Origin of the sequence: Sphingomonas sp. ASV193, assembly GCF_040203355.1 — a bacterium.
Classification (GTDB): Bacteria; Pseudomonadota; Alphaproteobacteria; order Sphingomonadales; family Sphingomonadaceae; genus Sphingomicrobium.
This window is the reverse complement of record NZ_JBEHBW010000001.1, coordinates 631,559-648,576: the sequence shown is the minus strand read 5'-3', so window position 1 is coordinate 648,576 and position 17,018 is coordinate 631,559. Positions and strand designations below refer to the sequence as shown.

General features: G+C 68.9%; 12 protein-coding genes. 5 read left to right on the top strand and 7 right to left on the bottom strand.

The features are described from left to right. Positions 1-5 precede the first annotated feature (5 nt). From ABDK56_RS03245 to ABDK56_RS03235, 3 genes are all read left to right on the top strand, one after another. A complete protein-coding gene (locus ABDK56_RS03245; protein WP_349806666.1) occupies positions 6-2,027 on the top strand; it encodes an SPFH domain-containing protein in 2,022 nt (673 codons plus the stop codon). 159 nt (positions 2,028-2,186) lie between these two features. Beyond that, positions 2,187-2,708 (top strand): sigma-70 family RNA polymerase sigma factor, encoded by a 522-nt coding sequence (locus ABDK56_RS03240; RefSeq protein WP_349806664.1) that lies wholly within the window; start codon positions 2,187-2,189, stop codon positions 2,706-2,708. Next, positions 2,701-3,657: a hypothetical protein gene (locus ABDK56_RS03235; RefSeq protein WP_349806663.1), complete on the top strand. Its 957-nt coding sequence runs from the start codon at positions 2,701-2,703 to the stop codon at positions 3,655-3,657. Before ABDK56_RS03240 ends, ABDK56_RS03235 begins: the two co-directional genes overlap by 8 nt. Positions 3,658-3,723: 66 nt before the next feature. On the opposite strand, the gene ABDK56_RS03230 is transcribed toward ABDK56_RS03235, so the two are convergent. The 4 genes from ABDK56_RS03230 to ABDK56_RS03215 all read right to left on the bottom strand — a co-directional run bounded on the left by ABDK56_RS03230 (position 3,724) and on the right by ABDK56_RS03215 (position 8,155). Further along, positions 3,724-4,053 (bottom strand): hypothetical protein, encoded by a 330-nt coding sequence (locus ABDK56_RS03230; RefSeq protein ID WP_349806662.1) that lies wholly within the window; start codon positions 4,051-4,053, stop codon positions 3,724-3,726. An 88-nt stretch (positions 4,054-4,141) separates the two neighbouring features. Then, on the bottom strand, positions 4,142-5,665 hold the full coding sequence (locus ABDK56_RS03225) for an MFS transporter (protein WP_349806660.1): 1,524 nt from the start codon (positions 5,663-5,665) through the stop codon (positions 4,142-4,144). A gap of 100 nt (positions 5,666-5,765) precedes the next feature. Then, positions 5,766-7,175 carry a glucoamylase family protein gene (locus tag ABDK56_RS03220; RefSeq protein ID WP_349806658.1) on the bottom strand — a complete coding sequence of 470 codons (1,410 nt, stop codon included), beginning with the start codon at positions 7,173-7,175 and terminating at the stop codon, positions 5,766-5,768. After that, positions 7,172-8,155, bottom strand: coding sequence for a LacI family DNA-binding transcriptional regulator (locus tag ABDK56_RS03215; protein ID WP_349806657.1), 984 nt, complete (start codon positions 8,153-8,155; stop codon positions 7,172-7,174). Before ABDK56_RS03215 ends, ABDK56_RS03220 begins: the two co-directional genes overlap by 4 nt. Before the next feature lie 103 nt (positions 8,156-8,258). Between ABDK56_RS03215 and bglX the strand changes: the two genes are divergently transcribed. Continuing rightward, a complete protein-coding gene (gene bglX, locus ABDK56_RS03210; protein ID WP_349806821.1) occupies positions 8,259-10,538 on the top strand; it encodes a beta-glucosidase BglX in 2,280 nt (759 codons plus the stop codon). Positions 10,539-10,549: 11 nt separating this feature from the next. Further along, complete coding sequence (locus tag ABDK56_RS03205) at positions 10,550-12,886, top strand: glycoside hydrolase family 31 protein (RefSeq protein WP_349806656.1); 2,337 nt, start codon at positions 10,550-10,552, stop codon at positions 12,884-12,886. 12 nt (positions 12,887-12,898) lie between these two features. Here ABDK56_RS03205 and ABDK56_RS03200 read toward each other — a convergent pair whose 3' ends face one another. The 3 genes from ABDK56_RS03200 to ABDK56_RS03190 are packed head-to-tail and all read right to left on the bottom strand — an operon-like array spanning position 12,899 to position 16,943. Further along, the gene (locus ABDK56_RS03200) at positions 12,899-14,749 is read right to left on the bottom strand and encodes a discoidin domain-containing protein (RefSeq protein WP_349806655.1); all 1,851 of its coding nucleotides are present in this window, start codon (positions 14,747-14,749) and stop codon (positions 12,899-12,901) included. Beyond that, positions 14,749-15,423, bottom strand: a complete 675-nt coding sequence (locus ABDK56_RS03195) for a DUF6445 family protein (RefSeq protein ID WP_349806654.1) — start codon at positions 15,421-15,423, stop codon at positions 14,749-14,751. Before ABDK56_RS03195 ends, ABDK56_RS03200 begins: the two co-directional genes overlap by 1 nt. Continuing rightward, positions 15,420-16,943 carry a tryptophan halogenase family protein gene (locus ABDK56_RS03190; RefSeq protein ID WP_349806653.1) on the bottom strand — a complete coding sequence of 508 codons (1,524 nt, stop codon included), beginning with the start codon at positions 16,941-16,943 and terminating at the stop codon, positions 15,420-15,422. Before ABDK56_RS03190 ends, ABDK56_RS03195 begins: the two co-directional genes overlap by 4 nt. Positions 16,944-17,018 lie beyond the last annotated feature (75 nt).

Below are 17,018 nucleotides of genomic sequence, written 5' to 3'. Positions count from 1 at the left end.
ATTCAATGCTTACGCCGTTCGTCGTGACGTCCGCGCTGGTCGTGGTCGTGGTGCTGTTTGTGCTGTTCACCATTTCGCGGAGCGTCCGCTACGTCCGCAACAACCGTGTCGCGATTGTCGAGAAACTGTGGAGCGGGAACGGGTCGCTGCCGGGCGGTCTGATCGCGCTCAACGGCGAGGCGGGGTATCAGCCCGACGTGCTGCGCGGCGGGTACCACTTCTTCTTCCCCTTCCAGTACCGGATGCACAGCCAGCCGTTGGTGACCATTCCCCAAGGACAGGTCGGCTACGTCTTCGCGCGCGACGGGCAGGCGCTGGGGCCGACGCAAACGCTGGCGAGCAACGCCAAGGCGGCGGACTTCCTGAACGTTCGCCACTTCCTGACCGAGGGCGGGCAGAAGGGTCCGCAGCGAACCGTCCTTCGCGAGGGCACCTACGCGCTCAACCTCGCGCAGTTCGTCGTCGTGACCCGCGACAGCATCTACGGGTTGATGCTCGGCGCGAACGACGTCGACCTGTTCACCAACATGCAGACGGTCATCGCCGAACGGCGCGGGTTCGAGGCGGTGGTGATCAAGGATACCGACGATGCCGTCGGGATCGTCACGGTCCACGACGGGCCGGCGCTGACCGCCGACCAGATCATCGCGCCCGAGGTCGGCACCGACCAAGCCGAGACGCTTACCTTCCACAACAGCTTCCAGGATCCCGAGAAGTTCATCGCGGCGGGCGGCCGCCGCGGGCGGCAGCTCCAGGTGCTGGTCGAGGGCACCTATTTCATCAACCGCCTGTTCGCGACCGTCGAGCTGGTCCAGAAGACCGTCATCGAGGTCGGGCATGTCGGCGTGGTCATCTCCTATACCGGGGAGCACGGGGCCGACACGACCGGCGAGGAATATCGGCATGGCGAGCTCGTGCCGCGCGGCAACCGCGGCGTGTGGAGCGAGCCGCTGCTTCCGGGCAAATATGCGTTCAACATCTACGCCGGGAAGATCCTGATGGTCCCGACCACCAATTTCATCTTGAAGTGGGACCAGGACACGACCGGCCAGCATCGGCTCGACGAGAATCTCGCCGAAGTTTCGCTGATCACGAAGGACGCGTTCGAACCGACGCTTCCGCTCTCGGTGGTGGTGCACATCGACTATCGCAAGGCGCCGCTGGTCATCCAGCGGTTCGGGGATGTGAAGAAGCTGGTCGAACAGACGCTCGACCCGATGGTGTCGGCCTATTTCAAGAACGTCGCGCAGCGAAAAACGCTGATCGAGCTGCTCCAGGAGCGCAACGACATCCAGGAACAGGCCGGTTCGGAAATGCGCGCCAAATTCGGCGCCTACAACCTCGAACTCCAGGAGGTGCTGATCGGAACGCCGCGCGCGACGCAGGGCAACGACCAGATCGAAAAGGTGCTCCAGCAGCTGCGCGAACGGCAGGTCGCGACCGAGCGGGTCGCGACCTACGAGAAGCAGAAGGTCGCGGCCGAAGGCGAAAAGGCGCTTCGCGAAGCCGAGGCGCGCGCCAAGCAGCAGACGTCGATCACCGAATCCGAATTGTCGATCATCGTCCAAGAAAACGAGGGCAAGGCGAGCCTAAAGCGCGCCGCGCAGGAAGCCGAGCAGACCCGCACGATCGCCAAGGCCGAGGCCGACCGCATCCGCATCACCGGCGAGGGCGAGGCGGCGAAAGTCGTCGCGCTGGCCGGGGCGGACGCGGAGCGGATCACCAAGACCGGCCTCGCGACTGCCGAAACGATCGAGCGGCAGGCCGAGGCCTCGGGCGGTGCGCAGTTCCAGCTGACCCGCCAGATCGTCGAGCGGCTCGCCGAAGCCCTCGAGCGATCGGGCGTGGACATCGTTCCGCGGGTCCAGATCAGCTCGGGAGCGGACCGCGGGGTCGGCGAAGGCGGGCTGGTGCAGGCGCTGCTCGGGATGCTGGTGTCCGAGAAGGGATTTTCGCTGACGGCGAACGACGCCGCCGCCAGGCTGCCCAAGGCCAAGAGCCTTGCCGAGGAAACGACGCCGGCTTGATCCCGTTCGGCGCGTCGGTTCATCGCGGGCTTAGCTTCGGGGGCCTAGCAGCGGTCGGCGAAGGGTTTTTCCGACCCACCCGTTCAAGCCGGCGAGACGTGCCTAGTGGACGCCAGACTGTCGCCCTCCGTGCCCGATGCGGCCAGCGACGATGCGCTCATGCAGCGCGTCGGTCGCGGCGACGCGCTGGCGTTTCGCGCGCTGGTCGATCGTCACGCGGCGCGGCCCTACCGGGTCGCGTGGCGAATGCTGGGCGACTCGGGCGAGGCGGAGGATGTGGCGCAAGAAGCGATGCTGAGGTTGTGGCGCGATGGCGCGCGGTGGGACGGTCGCGGTGCCGGGGTCGGCGCGTGGCTGGCGTGCGTCGCCAGCCGCCTGAGCATCGACCGCCTTCGCCGACGCGGCCGGACCGAGCTCGGCGAGGTTCCCGAGCGCGCCGACGAGGCGCCCAGGGCCGACCGGCTGATCGTGGCGAGCGAGGAGAGCGAGCGGGTCCGCCGCGCGCTGGCGGCGTTGCCCGACCGGCAGCGCGCGGCGGTCGTGCTGACCTATTATGAAGAGCTTTCGAACGCCGCGGCGGCCGAGGCGATGGAGCTCAAGCTCAAGGCGTTCGAATCGATGCTCCACCGCGCCCGCGCGGCGCTGCGCACGATGCTGATCGAGGAGACGGTCGATGGCTGATGCTGGCGTTTCCGGCAGCGAACGGCGGCTCGACGCGCTGCTCGGCTCGGTGGCGCCGCCACCGCTTCCCGCCGGCTTTACCGACCGGGTGATCCGCGCCGCGCTGGCCGAAAGCGTCGCGCCGCCGCCGCGTCGCCGCCCGCGTCCGTGGATGCGAGGCGGGGCGGCGCTTGGCAGCATGCTGCTCGCCGGGCTGGTCAGCATGTCGGCTGCCGCCGCCGGCTATCTCGGCGAGCCGGCAAGCAGCGCGGTCCACACGTTGCCGCTGGTCGGGCCGCTGATCGAGCGGGTAATCCCGGTGCGTCGCCACCACGAACATCATCGTCACCCGGTCGCGGTCGCGAGTGCCGCCAAGCCGGTCGCCGCACCGCCGGAACACGTGCCGGCACCGGCGACGGTCGTGCAGCGGCGCGATGGCATGGGCTTCGCGCCGCCTGTTCCGCTTCCCGAGCGGGTCGTGCGCGACCGGTGGGCTGGCGGTGGATATTGGGCTCGCGACGGCCTTGTGTTTCGACCGAACGCGTGGCGGGTCGAGCGACGGCTGGCGATGGCGCGCCCGTTCGCAAACCATGCGTTCGCCGCGCGCCCGTTCGCTGCCGATCCGCTCTATCGTCCGCGCGTCGTCCCGCGCTTCGCGCCGATCGATTCCAGCGTCCGCGCCGAGATGCGCCGCGAGCGGATGGCGGCGCGCGGGGCGAGTAGCCTTCCTCCCGAGCGGGCGCTTGCCCCGCCGCCGGCGGGCGAGGCCGGTCCGGCTGCCGTCGCCACCAGCGGCGAGCGCAGTGTCGCCCCCGACTTCGCCGCGCGCGCCGAACAGCGCGCCGCGCGCCGTGCCCAGCGGCAGCAGCGGATTGCCCTGCGGCAACAGCGCATGGCCGAGCGCCGGGCGGATAATCTCGCCCATCCGCGCTGGCACGCGGGTGCCCGGTCGGGCTTCCGCCGCTTCTGACGCCTTGCATGGCAAAACGGCCCGCCATCGCTGGCGGGCCGTCCGGCGCTCGGCGAGGCGCGACGCTTACTTGCCGATCGAACGACTGTTGGCATTGAGCTCGCTGTTGAGCGTGCGCACCTGCGCGCGGGTCAGGTGGCCGTGATGACCGTCGGCGCGCGCGTCGGCGACTTCCTGCGCGCGGACCGACCGGTCCTCGAGACGCAGCGAGCGCGCCTGCGCGCGGGTGAGATCGCCTTCGCGGCGCTCTTCGCGGATTCGGCGATCCTGGTGGCGGATCCGCTCGTTGATCTCGGTCCGCGCGGGGTGGGTGCGGTTCCAGTGGCCGGCGCTCGCGGCGCCCGGAATGGCCACCGCGGCCAGCGCGGCGGCGAGGATCGTCTTGCTCGCAATCATGGTCGTGTCTCCTGTCGTCGAGGGGGTTCGACAGCAGGAGAAACGGCTGAGCGTGCCGAACCCTTCGCGCCCGACCCTTCGCACCCGGTCAGGCGGCGGAGCTGTCCTCGCGGACCCGCAACATCGCCAGCGCGGCGAGAACCAGCGTCCCCGCGGCGAACGCCATGGTGTAGATCGGCTGGTCTGGAAACAGCGCCTTCATGATCGAGCCCATCACCGTCGCGACGATCAGCTGCGGAACGACGACGAACACGTTGAACAGCCCCATATAGACCCCGAGCTTTCGCGGCGGCAGGTTCGAGGCGAGGATCGCATAGGGCATAGCGAGCAGCGAGGCCCAGGCGATTCCGACCCCGACTTCGGCGAGCAGCAGTGACTGCGCCGAATGAAGTACGAAGAAGCTCGCATAGCCCGCCGCGCCGCACAGCAGCCCGACGATGTGCGTCTTCACCGCGCCGATCCTGCGCGACAGCGCGGGCAGCAGGAACAGCGCGGCGAGGGCGGCGACGCCGTTGTAAACAGTGAACATCACCCCGACCCAGTTGCCTGCATCCTGGTAGGCACTGCTCTCGGCGTCGGTCGACCCGAAATAATATTGGGCGACCACCGGGGTGGTGTAGGTCCACATGATATAGAGCGCGGACCAGGTGAAGAACTGGACCAGCGCCAGCTTCTTCATGATCGCCGGCATCCCCGAAAAGTCGCCGACGATGTTCGCCAGCAGGCTGTTCTCGCGTCCCGACCGCGCCAGCGAAATCGCGATCATCGAGGCGACGCCGTAGGCGACCAGCAGCCCGGCGAGCAGGTAGACCTCTTTCTGGAGCCCCGCCTCGCGCGTGACAAAGGCGACCAGCGCGCCGGCGGCGATCCACGGCAGGCTCGACAGCGGGGTTCGCGCGGCGAGCAGCCGCATCGTCGGCGCCGCCTCACCGACCCCGTCCTCGTCGGCGAAGCGCGCCATCTCCTCGGGTGAATATTCGCGGGTCGAAAGGATCGTCCACAGCACCGAGGCGAGCAGCGCCAGCCCGCCGAACCAGAAGCTGTAGCGGACCGTCGCCGGGATGCTGCCCGCCGCGGCGTCGTTCGATACGCCCAGATGGTCGAGCAGGTAGGGAAAGATCGACCCGACCACCGCGCCCGCGCCGATGAACGCGGTCTGCACCGTGTAGCCCGGCGTATGTTGGTCGCGCGGCAGCATGTCGCCGACGAACGCGCGGAACGGCTCCATCGAGATGTTGAGGCTGGCGTCGAGCATCCACAGCAGCAGCGCCGCCGCGAGCAGCGCGCTGGGCCCGAGCGAGGGGGCGACCGGCATCAGCAGCATCGCCAGCGTCGCGAGCACCGCGCCGGTCAGGAAATAGGGCCGCCGCCGCCCGAACCGGCCGAGCCAGGTGCGGTCGCTCATGTGGCCGATGATCGGCTGGACGATCAGCCCGCTGAGCGGCGCCGCGACCCACAGCCAGGCAAGGTCGTCGATCTTCGCCCCGAAGGTCTGGAAGATCCGGCTCATGTTCGAATTCTGCAGCGCGAAGCCGATCTGGATGCCGAAGAAACCGAACGAGATGTTGAGCAGCCCCGCAAGGCTTTGCCGCGGCTTGGCGGTGGACGTCATGACCCTCTCCCCCGGGTCTGGAAACGCCCGGCTTTGACGGGAAGGCTGGCAGAGCGGGCGGGCGATGACAACGCCCGTGCATTCGTATGCAAGGGGCGGTTTAGCGTTCGAGCCAGCCGCCGGTGAACCCCGCGCGTTTGAGGCCGCGGCGGATGGTCGGCGAACGGCGCATCACCCGCCACACCGCGTCGCGCCGCCAGTTGGCGATCATCGCCAGGATCGGCCCCTGGTCGATGCCCAGATAATCGGTCGCGACCCAGCCGTGACGCGGGTCGATCGTTCCGGTCTCGAGCTTGAGAGATGGGTCGCGGACGCTGGGGTTGAAGCTGTCGGCGAAGCCGTAGCGGCGATAGACCCCGGGCCGCGCGACGAGCGCGCGCGCGGCGGGGATCACGATCTCGGGCGCGAAGGCGATCGAGCCGAGCGCGGCGGTCGGCGCGATCGTCCCGTCGTCGAGCCCGTCGGGCTGACCGACCGGCCCGCGCGCGGCATAGCCGTGGACTTCGCGGACGACTCCCCGCTGGCGGAGGCTGAAATTGCCCGGGCCGTCGCACGCGGTCAGCCCCCACAAATCCTTCGAATAGCCGTCCCAGCCCATCGGGTTGGCGAGGCAATAGGCGCGGTCGGCGTAGGTCGCGCGGCGGCTGTTCTCGAAATAATCGAACCCCGCCTTGCGCGTCACCGAATCGCGGATGCCGCGAAAGTCGATCCACGTATGGCTGTACTGGTGCCCGAACAGCGGGGCGAAGGCGATGTGGCGGGTCGGCCCTTCGCCGCGCCAGAAGGGCGGCAGCGTCGCCAGCCACGCCAGCCACGCCTCGTCGCCGACCGGGTGGCGAGTCGCGCCGAGCGCCATGATCGCCACCATCATGCCCTCGTTGTAGGCGGTCCAGCCGCGGTCGAGGAAACCCTTGTCGGGCTGCCAGCCCATCGACACGTCGCCGCGCCCGCGCTGGAACCAGCGCCAGTCGGCGCGCTCGACGATGTCGGTCGCGAGGCGGCGGATCTCGGCCTCGTCGGGATGGTCGGCGGCGAACCAGCCCGCGGCGAACAGCATGCCGAGGAATAGCAGGGTCGAATCGACGCTCGACAATTCGGTGTCGCGGTAGCGAAGCCCGGTATCGAGGTGGAGGAAGTGGTAGAAGAAGCCGTTGTGGCCCGCGACTCCGCTCGCCGCCGCGCCGTGCGGCAGCCGGTCGAAAAAGCGCAGCGTGGCGAGCGTCCGGGCGCGCGCCTGCGACCGGCTGATCCACCCGCGCTCGACCCCCAGCGGATAGGCGGTGAGCGCGAAGCCGACCGCGGCGATCGAGCAGAAGCTCGGCGTCGGCCAGCGGTCGGGAACCAGCCCGTTGTCGGGGCGACCGAGCTGCCAGAACCAGTCGAACGTCCGCCGCTCGATGTCGTCGATCAGCGCGGGCGCGGAGAAACGGGCAGGGCGGCCGAGCGCGGGGGTGGCGAGGGCGAGGGCGGGCGTGGCGGCAAGCAGGCTACGGCGGTCGAACTGGGTCATGAACACTCGCTACTGGCGCGCACCATCAGCGACGGCGCGAGCTTGATGAACCGAGGGGGAGGGGGGCGCTCGCCGAACGAGGCGACCAAGGCCTGCACCGCGCGTCGCCCGATATCGGCGACGTGGACCGCGACGGTGGTCAGGCCGAGATATTGCGCCAGCGGCACGTCGTCGAACCCGACCACGGCGACCTTGCCCGGCACATCGATCCCGCGCGCACGCAACTCCTGCATCGCGCCGATCGCCATCATGTCGTTGGCGGCGAAGATGCAGTCGAACGGGACGCCGCGATCGATCATCTCCCCGACCAGCCTCGCGCCCGAGGAATCGTCGAACGCCCCGGTGCATTCGACCGGTGTGATGCCTTGCGCGTGCAGGTGCTCGGCGAACGCCTCGCGCCGCTCGCTGGCATCGAAATTGCCGACCGGGCCGGCGATGTGGAGCGGGCGGCGGCGGCCGGCGGCGACGAGATGGTCGGCGACCGCGCGCGCGCCGGCGGCATTGTCGATGCCGATCGTCGTTCGCTGCGCATTTTCCGGGGTGTTGACCTGCACCGTCGCCATCCCCGCCGGCACCAGCCGGTCGAGCAGCGCCGGGGGCAGTTGCGGCGCCATCAGGATCAGCCCGTCAACCCGCCCGCGCATCGCATTGATCGCCTGTCCGGCGAGCGCCGGGTCGGCGTGCATCGTCGAGAGCAGCAGCAGATAGCCCGCCTCGCCCGCCGCCTCGTCCATCCCGCGAATCAGTTCGGAGAAGAATTCGCCGTGGAGATCGGGGACGACGACCCCGATCGAATGAGTCAGTGCGGTCGACAGGCTGCGCGCGGCGGCGTTGGGGACGTAGTGCAGCGCCTCGACCGCGGCCATGACTCTTTGGCGGGTTTCCGGGTGAACGTTCTCATGTCCGTTGAGCGCGCGCGACACCGAGGCCACCGACACCTTCGCGCGTGCCGCCACATCCCTTATCGTCGCCTGCCGCATCGTTGCCGACTCGCCCGTTTCGAGGTTTGCCTTTTCCCCGACGCTGGCCGATAGGTAAACGGTTACATTCGACAAAAACACGGCAGGAATGAGGATGGTGCAGATGGTCAAACGGGGAATGTCGCGTCGCGCGGTGCTGGCGGCGGGAAGCACCATCGTCGCGTGGCAGGCGTCCCCGCTGCGCGCCATGCTTCGTTCGGCCGATGCCGCCGCCGGGCCCGCGACCCGCGCCTCGATCGACGAGCTGATCGCGCGCATGACGATCGAGGAAAAGGCGGGGCAGCTGACGCTGATGCCCGCGGCGTGGGGCGGCGGGATCGCGACCGCGCTCAATCCGCCGGCGGGGAACAATAATTACCCGGTCCAGATCGCCGACGCGGTCGCGGGAAAGCTGACCGGCGTGTTCAACGGCAACGGCGCGCGAATGGCGCTGCAGATGCAGAAGGCGGTGATGGAAGGGTCGCGGCTCAAGATCCCGCTGATCTTCGCCGCCGACGTGATCCACGGCCACCGCACCATCTTCCCGGTCGGGGTCGGCGAGGCGGCGAGCTTCGAGCCGTCGCTGGCCGAGCGGACCGCGCGCGTGGCGGCGTTCGAGGCGACCGGCGCGGGGATCGACTGGACCTTCGCGCCGATGGTCGACATCGCGCGCGACCAGCGCTGGGGCCGGACGATGGAGGGCGCGGGCGAGGACGTGCTGGTCGGCCGCCTGTTCGCCGCCGCGCGGGTGCGCGGGTTCCAGGGCCGCAACCTCGCCGACGACGACTGCCTGATGGCCTGCGTCAAGCATTTCGCCGCCTATGGCGCGGCCGAGGCGGGGCTCGACTACAACAGCGTCGACATGTCGATCCAGCGGCTCGAGGAAATCTACCTGCGTCCCTACCAGGCGGGGGTCGATGCCGGCGCGGCAAGCGTGATGTCCTCCTTCAACGAGATCAACGGCGTGCCGTCGAACGGCAATCACTGGCTGATGACCGACGTGCTTCGCGACCGCTGGGGATTCAAGGGATTCGTCGTCAGCGACTATACCGGCGACGAAGAGATGATCGCCGCGGGCTTCGCCGCCGACCGGCGCGACGCGGCGCGGCTCGCGATCCTCGCCGGGGTCGACATGTCGATGTCGAGCGGCGTGTACCAGGAGCATCTTCCCGCGCTGGTGCGCGACGGGCAGGTGCCGCTCGCGATCGTCGACCAGTCGGTTCGCCGGGTGCTCGCCGCCAAGGCGCAGGTCGGGCTGTTCGACAATCCGTTCCGGCGGATCGACCTCAACCGCGAAGCGCAGCGTTCACGGCTCCCGGCGAGCCTCGCCCTGTCGCGCGAGGCGGGGCAGAAATCGATCGTCATGCTCAAGAACGAGGGCGGGCTCCTGCCGCTCAAGCCGGGCACGAAGATCGCGCTGATCGGCCCGTTCGCCGCCGAGGGGCGCGACATCAACGGGCCGTGGGTGGTCTATGGCGACAACGGGCAGGCGATCGATGTCGCGCGCGGGCTTCATGACGCGGGCGCGCGCTTCACCGTGACCAAGGGCAGCGACGTCGAGGCGTCGATCCCCGGCGGCATCGCCAAGGCGGTGGCGGCGGCGAAGGCGGCCGACGTCGTCCTGCTCGCGATCGGCGAGAGCGAGGCGATGTCGGGCGAGGCCAAGTCGCGCACCGAGATCGACGTCCCCGCGCCGCAGCAGGCGCTGGCCGAGGCGATCGCCAAGACCGGCAAGCCGGTCGTCGTCCTGCTTCGCAACGGGCGCGCGCTGGCGCTCGAGGGCGCGGTCCGCGATGCGCGGGCGATCCTCGTCACCTGGTTCCTCGGTTCCGAAAGCGGGCATGCGATCGCCGACGTGCTGTTCGGCAAGGTCTCGCCCTCGGGCCGCCTGCCGGTCAGCTTCCCGTTCGCCAGCGGGCAGGAGCCCTATTATTACGCGCACAAGAATACCGGGCGGCCGAACGGACCGGGGCCGCTCGCCGAATATAAGGCGCATTACCAGGGTGTGCCCAACTCGGCGCTGTTCCCGTTCGGGCACGGGCTGACCTATGGCGACATCGTCTATTCGGCGCTTCAGGTCGCGCCGCAGATGAGCGGGCCGATGCGCGTCGGCGCGACGATCACCAATCGCGGAAGCCGCGCGGCGGTCGAGACGGTCCAGCTCTATACCCACCAGAAGGTCGGCAGCCTGACCCGCCCGGTGCGCGAACTGAAAGGTTTCCAGAAAGTCGCGCTCGCGCCCGGCGAATCGAAGACGATCGGCTTCACGCTCACCCCCGACGACCTCAAGTTCGTCGGTGCCGACGGCAAGTGGCGGATCGAGCCGGGGCTGTTCGACCTGTGGATCGCGCCGTCGGCCGAGGCCGAGGGCGTCCACGGCAGCTTCACCTACCGCGCCGCGTAAGGATTTTCGGCATGCCCCGCTCGCTCCGCGTCGCGCTCGCCGCCCTCTCGCTTACCACCGCCACCGCCGCGCTCGCCGCCCCGGTCCCCGGCGGGGTCGAGCTGCGCGCGAGCGGGCAGGCGATTCGCGTCGTCGCACTCGCCGACGATGTCGTCCGGGTCGAACTCGCCGGGCGCGACGGGCGCTTCCCCGAGGCGGCCAGCTGGGCGGTGGTCGATGGTGCGCGCAACGCCCGTGCACCGGTCCGCGCCACCGCCGACGGCTTCACCGCCGGCGCGCTGAGCGTCTCGGTCGACCCGCGCACGCTTGGCGTCACCGTCCGGCGCGGCGGGAAGCTGCTGGTCGCCGACGCGCCCGGCGGCTACGCGCGCACCGGCGACGCCTTCCGCCTCGCCAAGGCGATGCCGCAAGGCCAGCACATCTACGCGCTCGGCGACAAGACCGGCGGGCTCGACCGCGCGGGCAAGAGTTTCACCATGTGGAACACCGACGCCTACGGTTTCAGCTCGAGCGACGACCCGATCTACAAGTCGATCCCCTTCTACATCGCGACCGGGCCGACCGGCACCTACGGGCTGCTGCTCGACAACACGTTCCGGACCAGTTTCGACTTCGGCCACAGCGAACCGGGGCGGATCGCGATCGGCGCCGACGGCGGCCCGGCACGCTACTACATCATCGCCGGCAATAGCGTCGGCGACGTGGTTCGCCGCTACGGCTGGCTGACCGGCATCTCGCCGCTCCAGTCGAAATGGGCGTTCGGCTACCAGCAGTCGCGCTACAGCTACATGAGCGAGGCCGAGGTCCGAACGCTGGTCGACCGCTTCGCCGCCGAACGCTTCCCGCTCGATGTGGTGTGGTTCGACATCGACTACCAGGATCGCAATCGACCGTTTACGGTCAACCGCACCACCTTCCCGACCTTCGAGAAGATGATCGGCGACCTCAAGGCGCGCGGCATCCATAGCGTGCCGATCGTCGACCTCCACGTCGCCGCCGCCGCGAACCAGGGCTATGCGCCCTACGACAGCGGGATGGCGCGCAACGCCTTCGTCCACCGCGCCGACGGGCAGGTCTATGTCGCGCCGGTGTGGCCGGGGCCGTCGGTCTTCCCCGACTTCACCGACGACAAGGTGCGCGCCTGGTGGGGGCCGCTGTTCAAGCCGTTCGTCGACGCGGGTGTCGGCGGGATCTGGAACGACATGAACGAGCCGGCGGTGTTCGACACCCCGACCAAGACGATGCCGCTCGACAATATCCACCGCATCGCCGGGGACGGCTTCGCCCCGCGCACCGCGACCCATGCCGAGATTCACAACGTGTTCGGGATGGAAAACACCCGCGCGACGACCGAGGGGCTGCTCGCCCTCGCACCGAACCTGCGCCCGTTCGTGATGACCCGCGCCAGCTATGCCGGCGGACAGCGCTACGCCGCCACCTGGACCGGCGACAACAGCTCGAGCTGGGATCATCTCAAGCTCGCGGTCGCCCAGACGCTCAACCTGGGGATGAGCGGCTTCGCCTACACCGCCAACGACGTCGGCGGTTTCACCGGCGGACCCTCGCCCGACCTGCTGACCAAATGGTTCGAATATGCGACCTTCATGCCGCTGTTCCGCGACCATAGCGCGAAGGACACGCCGCGCGCCGAGCCGTGGGTCGACGGGCCCGAGCAGCTCGCGATCCGCAAGCGCTTCGTCGAGGAGCGCTACCGGCTGCTGCCCTATTTCTACGCGGTCGCCGAGGAAGCGAGCCGCTCCGGCGACCCGATCATGCGGCCGCTGTTCTATGACAATGCGGCGGCGGCGGACCTGCCGTGCGAGCCGGCGATGAGCTTCACCGTCGGGCGCGACTTGCTGGTGTCGGGCGCGGCCAAGCCCGAGAGTCCGCAGCCCTACCGCGCCTGCCTGCCCGCGGGCGGCTGGTACGATTACTGGACCGGGCGCCCCGTCGCTTCGGGGGCGAACGCGCCGATGATCACCCCGCGGCTCGACCAGCTGCCGGTCTACGTCCGCGCCGGGGCGATCTTGCCGCGGCAGGCGGTGGTCCAGCATGTCGGCGACACGCCCGACGGGCCGCTGATGCTCGACGTCTACGAAGGTCCCGACTGTGCTGGGTCGCTCTACGACGACGATGGCGTGACCCGGAATGGTCCGTCGCGGCGGCAGGCGGTGGCGTGCGCGCGCGGGACCGACGGCGCGCTCGAAGTGCGCTTCGCGGCGGCGAGCGGCGGCTATCGTGCATGGTGGCGGCAGGTAGCGATCACCGCGCACCTCGCCGACGGCAGCATTCGCCGCGCGGTCGTGCCGGCGAGCGACGCCGCGACGACGGTGCGGCTCGCGCGCTGAGGGTGCGAAACTTCAGCGAATCGGCTTCACCGCGCTGAGCTTCGACACGCCGCTGGCATTGAACGCCTCGACCGCGACCCAATAGTTCACGCCGGCGTTGAGCGCGCGGATGTCGAGCGACGGTTGCGCCGCGTCGCCGAGCTGGTCGGCGAACTTCTGGTAGGTGAAGGTCAGCCGGTCGGGCCTGACCCCCCAGCGGACGTTGTAGCCGGTCGCCCCCGGCACCGCGCGCCAGGCGATATGCGCGTCGCGCGCGTCGGCGTCGCGCTGTTGGCGAAGCAGCGCGGGTCGGGCAGGGGCCGCGCCGCCGGCACTGCCGAAGATACGAAGCTCGGCGATCGCGAGGTGCGCGCCGCCGATATGGCCGTGGACGTAGCGGACGAAGCGCGCCTGCACCGGCTGGGGAAGCTGGAAATAGGCGTTGGGCCGGTCGCGGCGCGGGGGCTCGGTGCGCGCGATCTCGCGCCACGCCTGCCCGTCGTCGGACGCCTCGAGCCGGAACTCGGTGTAGATGTCGGGGGCGTCGCCGAACCGGCCCGCCTTGTAGTCGGCGAAATCGACCTGCACCGCGCGGATCGTCTGGCGACTGCCGAGATCGACGGTCAACGTCTTTGAGGGATCGGCGTCGGTGGCGACCCAGAAGCTCTGGTAATTCTCGTCGGTGACGCGCGACGGCGCGAACTCGCCCATCGTCGAGGAGGCGGTCACCGGCTTCCTGTAGCTCAGCAGCATCCAGCCGGTGAACAGGCTGTCGAGGTCGTCGACCTTCTTGTCCGGGATGTAATGGGGGAAATCGCCGAACCGGCTCGACGCCGCCATCTGCCCATCGGGATAAAAGCGCGTCGGGAACATCGCCACCCGCCGCTCGAAGGTCCAGTTATAGCCGATCCAAGGGGTCCCGGTGTTCCACCAGTTGCCGTGATTATCGGCGAAAGTCGACCCGTGGCCCGCGCCGATCACGAACCCGCCGGGCTTGTACGACACCGGGTTCCACGGCGCATATTTGTACTCGCCGAGCGGCTTGTCGGCGACGTAGGTGCCGTTGGCGTAGACGTTAAACTCGGTCCCCGGCGCTCCGTACTGAAGATAGTAGCGACCGCCCACCTTGGTCATCCACGCGCCCTCGACATAGGGCTTGGTCGGCTGGCCGGTGGCGAGCAGCCCGCTGTGGTCCTTGCCGAACCGCTCCCATCCGTGCGTTTCGGGGTGCAGCGTGAAAATCGGCTGCGGCTTGCCGATGTAATTGAAGCGGTTCCTCGGATCGATCTCGATGCCGTAGACCGGGAAGACGTTGCTGCTTCCCCAGTACAGGTACCAGCGGCCGTCATCGTCCTTGAACAGCGCCGGATCCCACGGGCCGGGGGGCACCTGGCCGGGCTTCATCTTGTCCTCGTCGCCCGACCGCACCATGCCGGGCAGGTCGAAGGTGCGGCGCTGGAAATAGTCGAGCTGTCCGGTCTCGGGATGGTCGGAGACATAGATCGGCCCCGGCTGGTCGAGCGCGGGCATCATGTACAGCCGCTCGCCATCGGACCAGGCGGCGGGCGCGACGACCCCGCGCGCGCGCCAGATCGACGGCTTGACGAAGGTCCAGCTCGCAAGGTCGTCGCTCATCCAATAGCCATCGGCGAGCGTCTCGAACAGGTAGAAGCGGCCCTTGTGATTGACCACCGCGGGGTCGGCCCCGGTGCGATAGCTGATGCCGTCGTTTTGCTGTTCCCAATTATAGCGATAGTCGATGTCGATCGGGTTGGCGTAGGTCCGCGTGCCCGGCGTCGGCGCGGCGAGGGCAGGAGCCGACAGCATTGCCGTCGCGAGCGCGCCCAGCATCGCGCCTTGCTTGGTTCGATCGATCGTCGGCATCACAGTCCCCTGACGAAAAAATTGGCGGTCAGTCGTCCCGTTGTCGGATCGCTGCTCAATGGCATGTTCGGCGGGATGAGGCCCGAGTGGAGCATGCTGCCCCGATAGACGATCATCCGGTCCGCGACCGCCTCGATCCGCCCGGTCTCTTCGAAATGCGGGTCCGACCCCTGGATATATCCGCCTTGCGGAGTTTCGCTTTCGGCGATGCGGTTGAAGGTCGCGACGTTGGCCGGCGTCACCTGCTCGATCCCGGTCGACCTCTGGCGGTAGAAAGCGGTGCCGCTCGGCACCGGGATACGCAGATAATGGAGCAGCGCGAACTGGTTGGGATCGGTGGAGTCGAAATGCGGCTTGCGCTGCTGCGCGCGAAGCCGGTCGGGCGCCGTCGTCACCATCGAGAAACTCGCCGACACCAGCTCGAGCCGGTTGAAGCCGAATAGCGGCGCCATGAACGGCGCGGCACGGCGGCAGCATATCATCAGATAGCCGAGCGCATCGTTATCGCCCTGGCCGAACAGACGTCGGACGCCCGGGTAATAAGTGTCGGTGACGGCGGGGAAGGGCGCCATCGCGTCGGCGATCGCGCAGGCCCGGCCGACGTCGCCGGTGAAATTGTCGAAGACGATGACCGGGTTCTGCTCGCGCCCGAAGCGGAGGATTTCGGGCGTCACTTCGCCATGGCCGGCGCCGCGCAGCAGCGCTGGAGGAAGGCGTCGTGGGCGGGCATCAGCCCGACATTGGCCTCGATCACCTTGCCGATATGATCGACGAAGGCGAGCGCGTCGGAATCGGCCACCCATTCGACCGCGGGATGATGCGCCCGGGGCACGATCCCCTGGCCGATCATCACCTGCACCCAGCTGGTCAGCCCGAACATCTCGGTCCCGTTGCGGAAGAACTGCCCGTTGGCGCGGAACAGGTCGATGTAGGCCTGAAGGGATGCCGGAATCTCCATCGTCCGGACATGGTCCCAGAACGGCGAATCGTCGCGTTCGGTCGCGTGGTAGTGGAGAATGATGAAGTCGCGGATCCGCTCATATTCGAACCGCGACTGCTCGTTGTAGGCATCCTGCAGCGGCTGCGCGAAACCGGCGTCGGGAAACAGCGCCATCAGCCGGTTGATGCCCGCCTGGATCAGGTAGATCGCGGTCGATTCGAGCGGTTCGATGAAGCCGCCGGCAAGTCCGATCGCGACGACGTTGCGGTGCCACAGCTTGTCGCGCACGCCGGTGGTGAAGCGGAGCGTGCGCGGATCCGCCAACGGCCTGCCGTCGAGGTTTTCGAGCAGGATCGCGCTCGCCTCGTCGTCGCTGATGAAGCCGCTCGAATAGACGTGGCCGTTGCCGGTGCGATGCTGCAGCGGGATGCGCCATTGCCACCCCGCCTTGCGCGCGGTCGAGCGGGTGTAGGGGGTCGGCGGTCCGACCTTTTCGCACGGCACCGCGACGGCGCGGTCGCACGGCAGCCACTGCGTCCAGTCCTCGAACCCGACGCCGAGCGCCTGCCCGATCAGCAGCGCGCGAAAGCCGGTGCAGTCGAGAAACAGGTCGGCCGCGACCTTCTCGCCGCTTTCGAGCGTGACATGGTCGACGAAGCCGGTTTCGCCATTCTGGGCGACCGATACGACCTTGCCTTCGACCCGCCGCGCACCCTGTCGTTCGGCGCGGCCGCGCAGGTAGCGCGCGTAGAGCCCGGCGTCGAAATGATAGGCGTAGGCGATGTCGGCGAGCGGCGAATTGGGCGGCGCGTCGACCGGCGAGGCCATGAACCGGTCCTGCGGCGCGGCGAGCGTGTTGAGCGAATAGGCGCCGATGTCGCGCGCCTTGCCCGCCGCGCGCGCCTTCAGCCAATATTGGTGGAACGGCATCAGCCCGAGGTCGCGGCCGATCGTGCCGAAACCGTGGATATAGCTGTCGCCGATCCGGCCCCAGTCGTTGAACTGGATGCCGAGCTTGAACGAGCCCTGCGTCTCGCGGACGAACTCGGCCTCGTCGATCCCGAGCAGGCGGTTGAACGCGGACAGGTGCGGAACGGTCGCCTCGCCGACCCCGATCGTCCCGATCTCGTCGGATTCGACCAGGGTGACCGCGATCTTCGACCCGAACGACTTGGTGATCGCGGCCGCGCACATCCACCCGGCGGTCCCCCCGCCGATGATCGCGATCGATCGGATTGGTGCTGCCTGTTCCATGCCTCACTCGTTGCGAGGGTCGGCGGCGCGGTCAAGGCCCGGGCCGGCACCGCGGTCATCGCGGAGCCGGCCTCC

Excerpts from the sequence above, each read along its gene's own strand:
- ABDK56_RS03245 (WP_349806666.1), top strand. The coding sequence starts at position 6 with ATGCTTACGCCGTTCGTCGTGACGTCCGCGCTGGTCGTGGTCGTGGTG.
- ABDK56_RS03240 (WP_349806664.1), top strand. The coding sequence starts at position 2,187 with ATGCAGCGCGTCGGTCGCGGCGACGCGCTGGCGTTTCGCGCGCTGGTC.
- ABDK56_RS03235 (WP_349806663.1), top strand. The coding sequence starts at position 2,701 with ATGGCTGATGCTGGCGTTTCCGGCAGCGAACGGCGGCTCGACGCGCTG.
- ABDK56_RS03230 (WP_349806662.1), bottom strand. The coding sequence starts at position 4,053 with ATGATTGCGAGCAAGACGATCCTCGCCGCCGCGCTGGCCGCGGTGGCC.
- ABDK56_RS03225 (WP_349806660.1), bottom strand. The coding sequence starts at position 5,665 with ATGACGTCCACCGCCAAGCCGCGGCAAAGCCTTGCGGGGCTGCTCAAC.
- ABDK56_RS03220 (WP_349806658.1), bottom strand. The coding sequence starts at position 7,175 with ATGACCCAGTTCGACCGCCGTAGCCTGCTTGCCGCCACGCCCGCCCTC.
- ABDK56_RS03215 (WP_349806657.1), bottom strand. The coding sequence starts at position 8,155 with ATGCGGCAGGCGACGATAAGGGATGTGGCGGCACGCGCGAAGGTGTCG.
- bglX (WP_349806821.1), top strand. The coding sequence starts at position 8,259 with ATGGTCAAACGGGGAATGTCGCGTCGCGCGGTGCTGGCGGCGGGAAGC.
- ABDK56_RS03205 (WP_349806656.1), top strand. The coding sequence starts at position 10,550 with ATGCCCCGCTCGCTCCGCGTCGCGCTCGCCGCCCTCTCGCTTACCACC.
- ABDK56_RS03200 (WP_349806655.1), bottom strand. The coding sequence starts at position 14,749 with ATGCCGACGATCGATCGAACCAAGCAAGGCGCGATGCTGGGCGCGCTC.
- ABDK56_RS03190 (WP_349806653.1), bottom strand. The coding sequence starts at position 16,943 with ATGGAACAGGCAGCACCAATCCGATCGATCGCGATCATCGGCGGGGGG.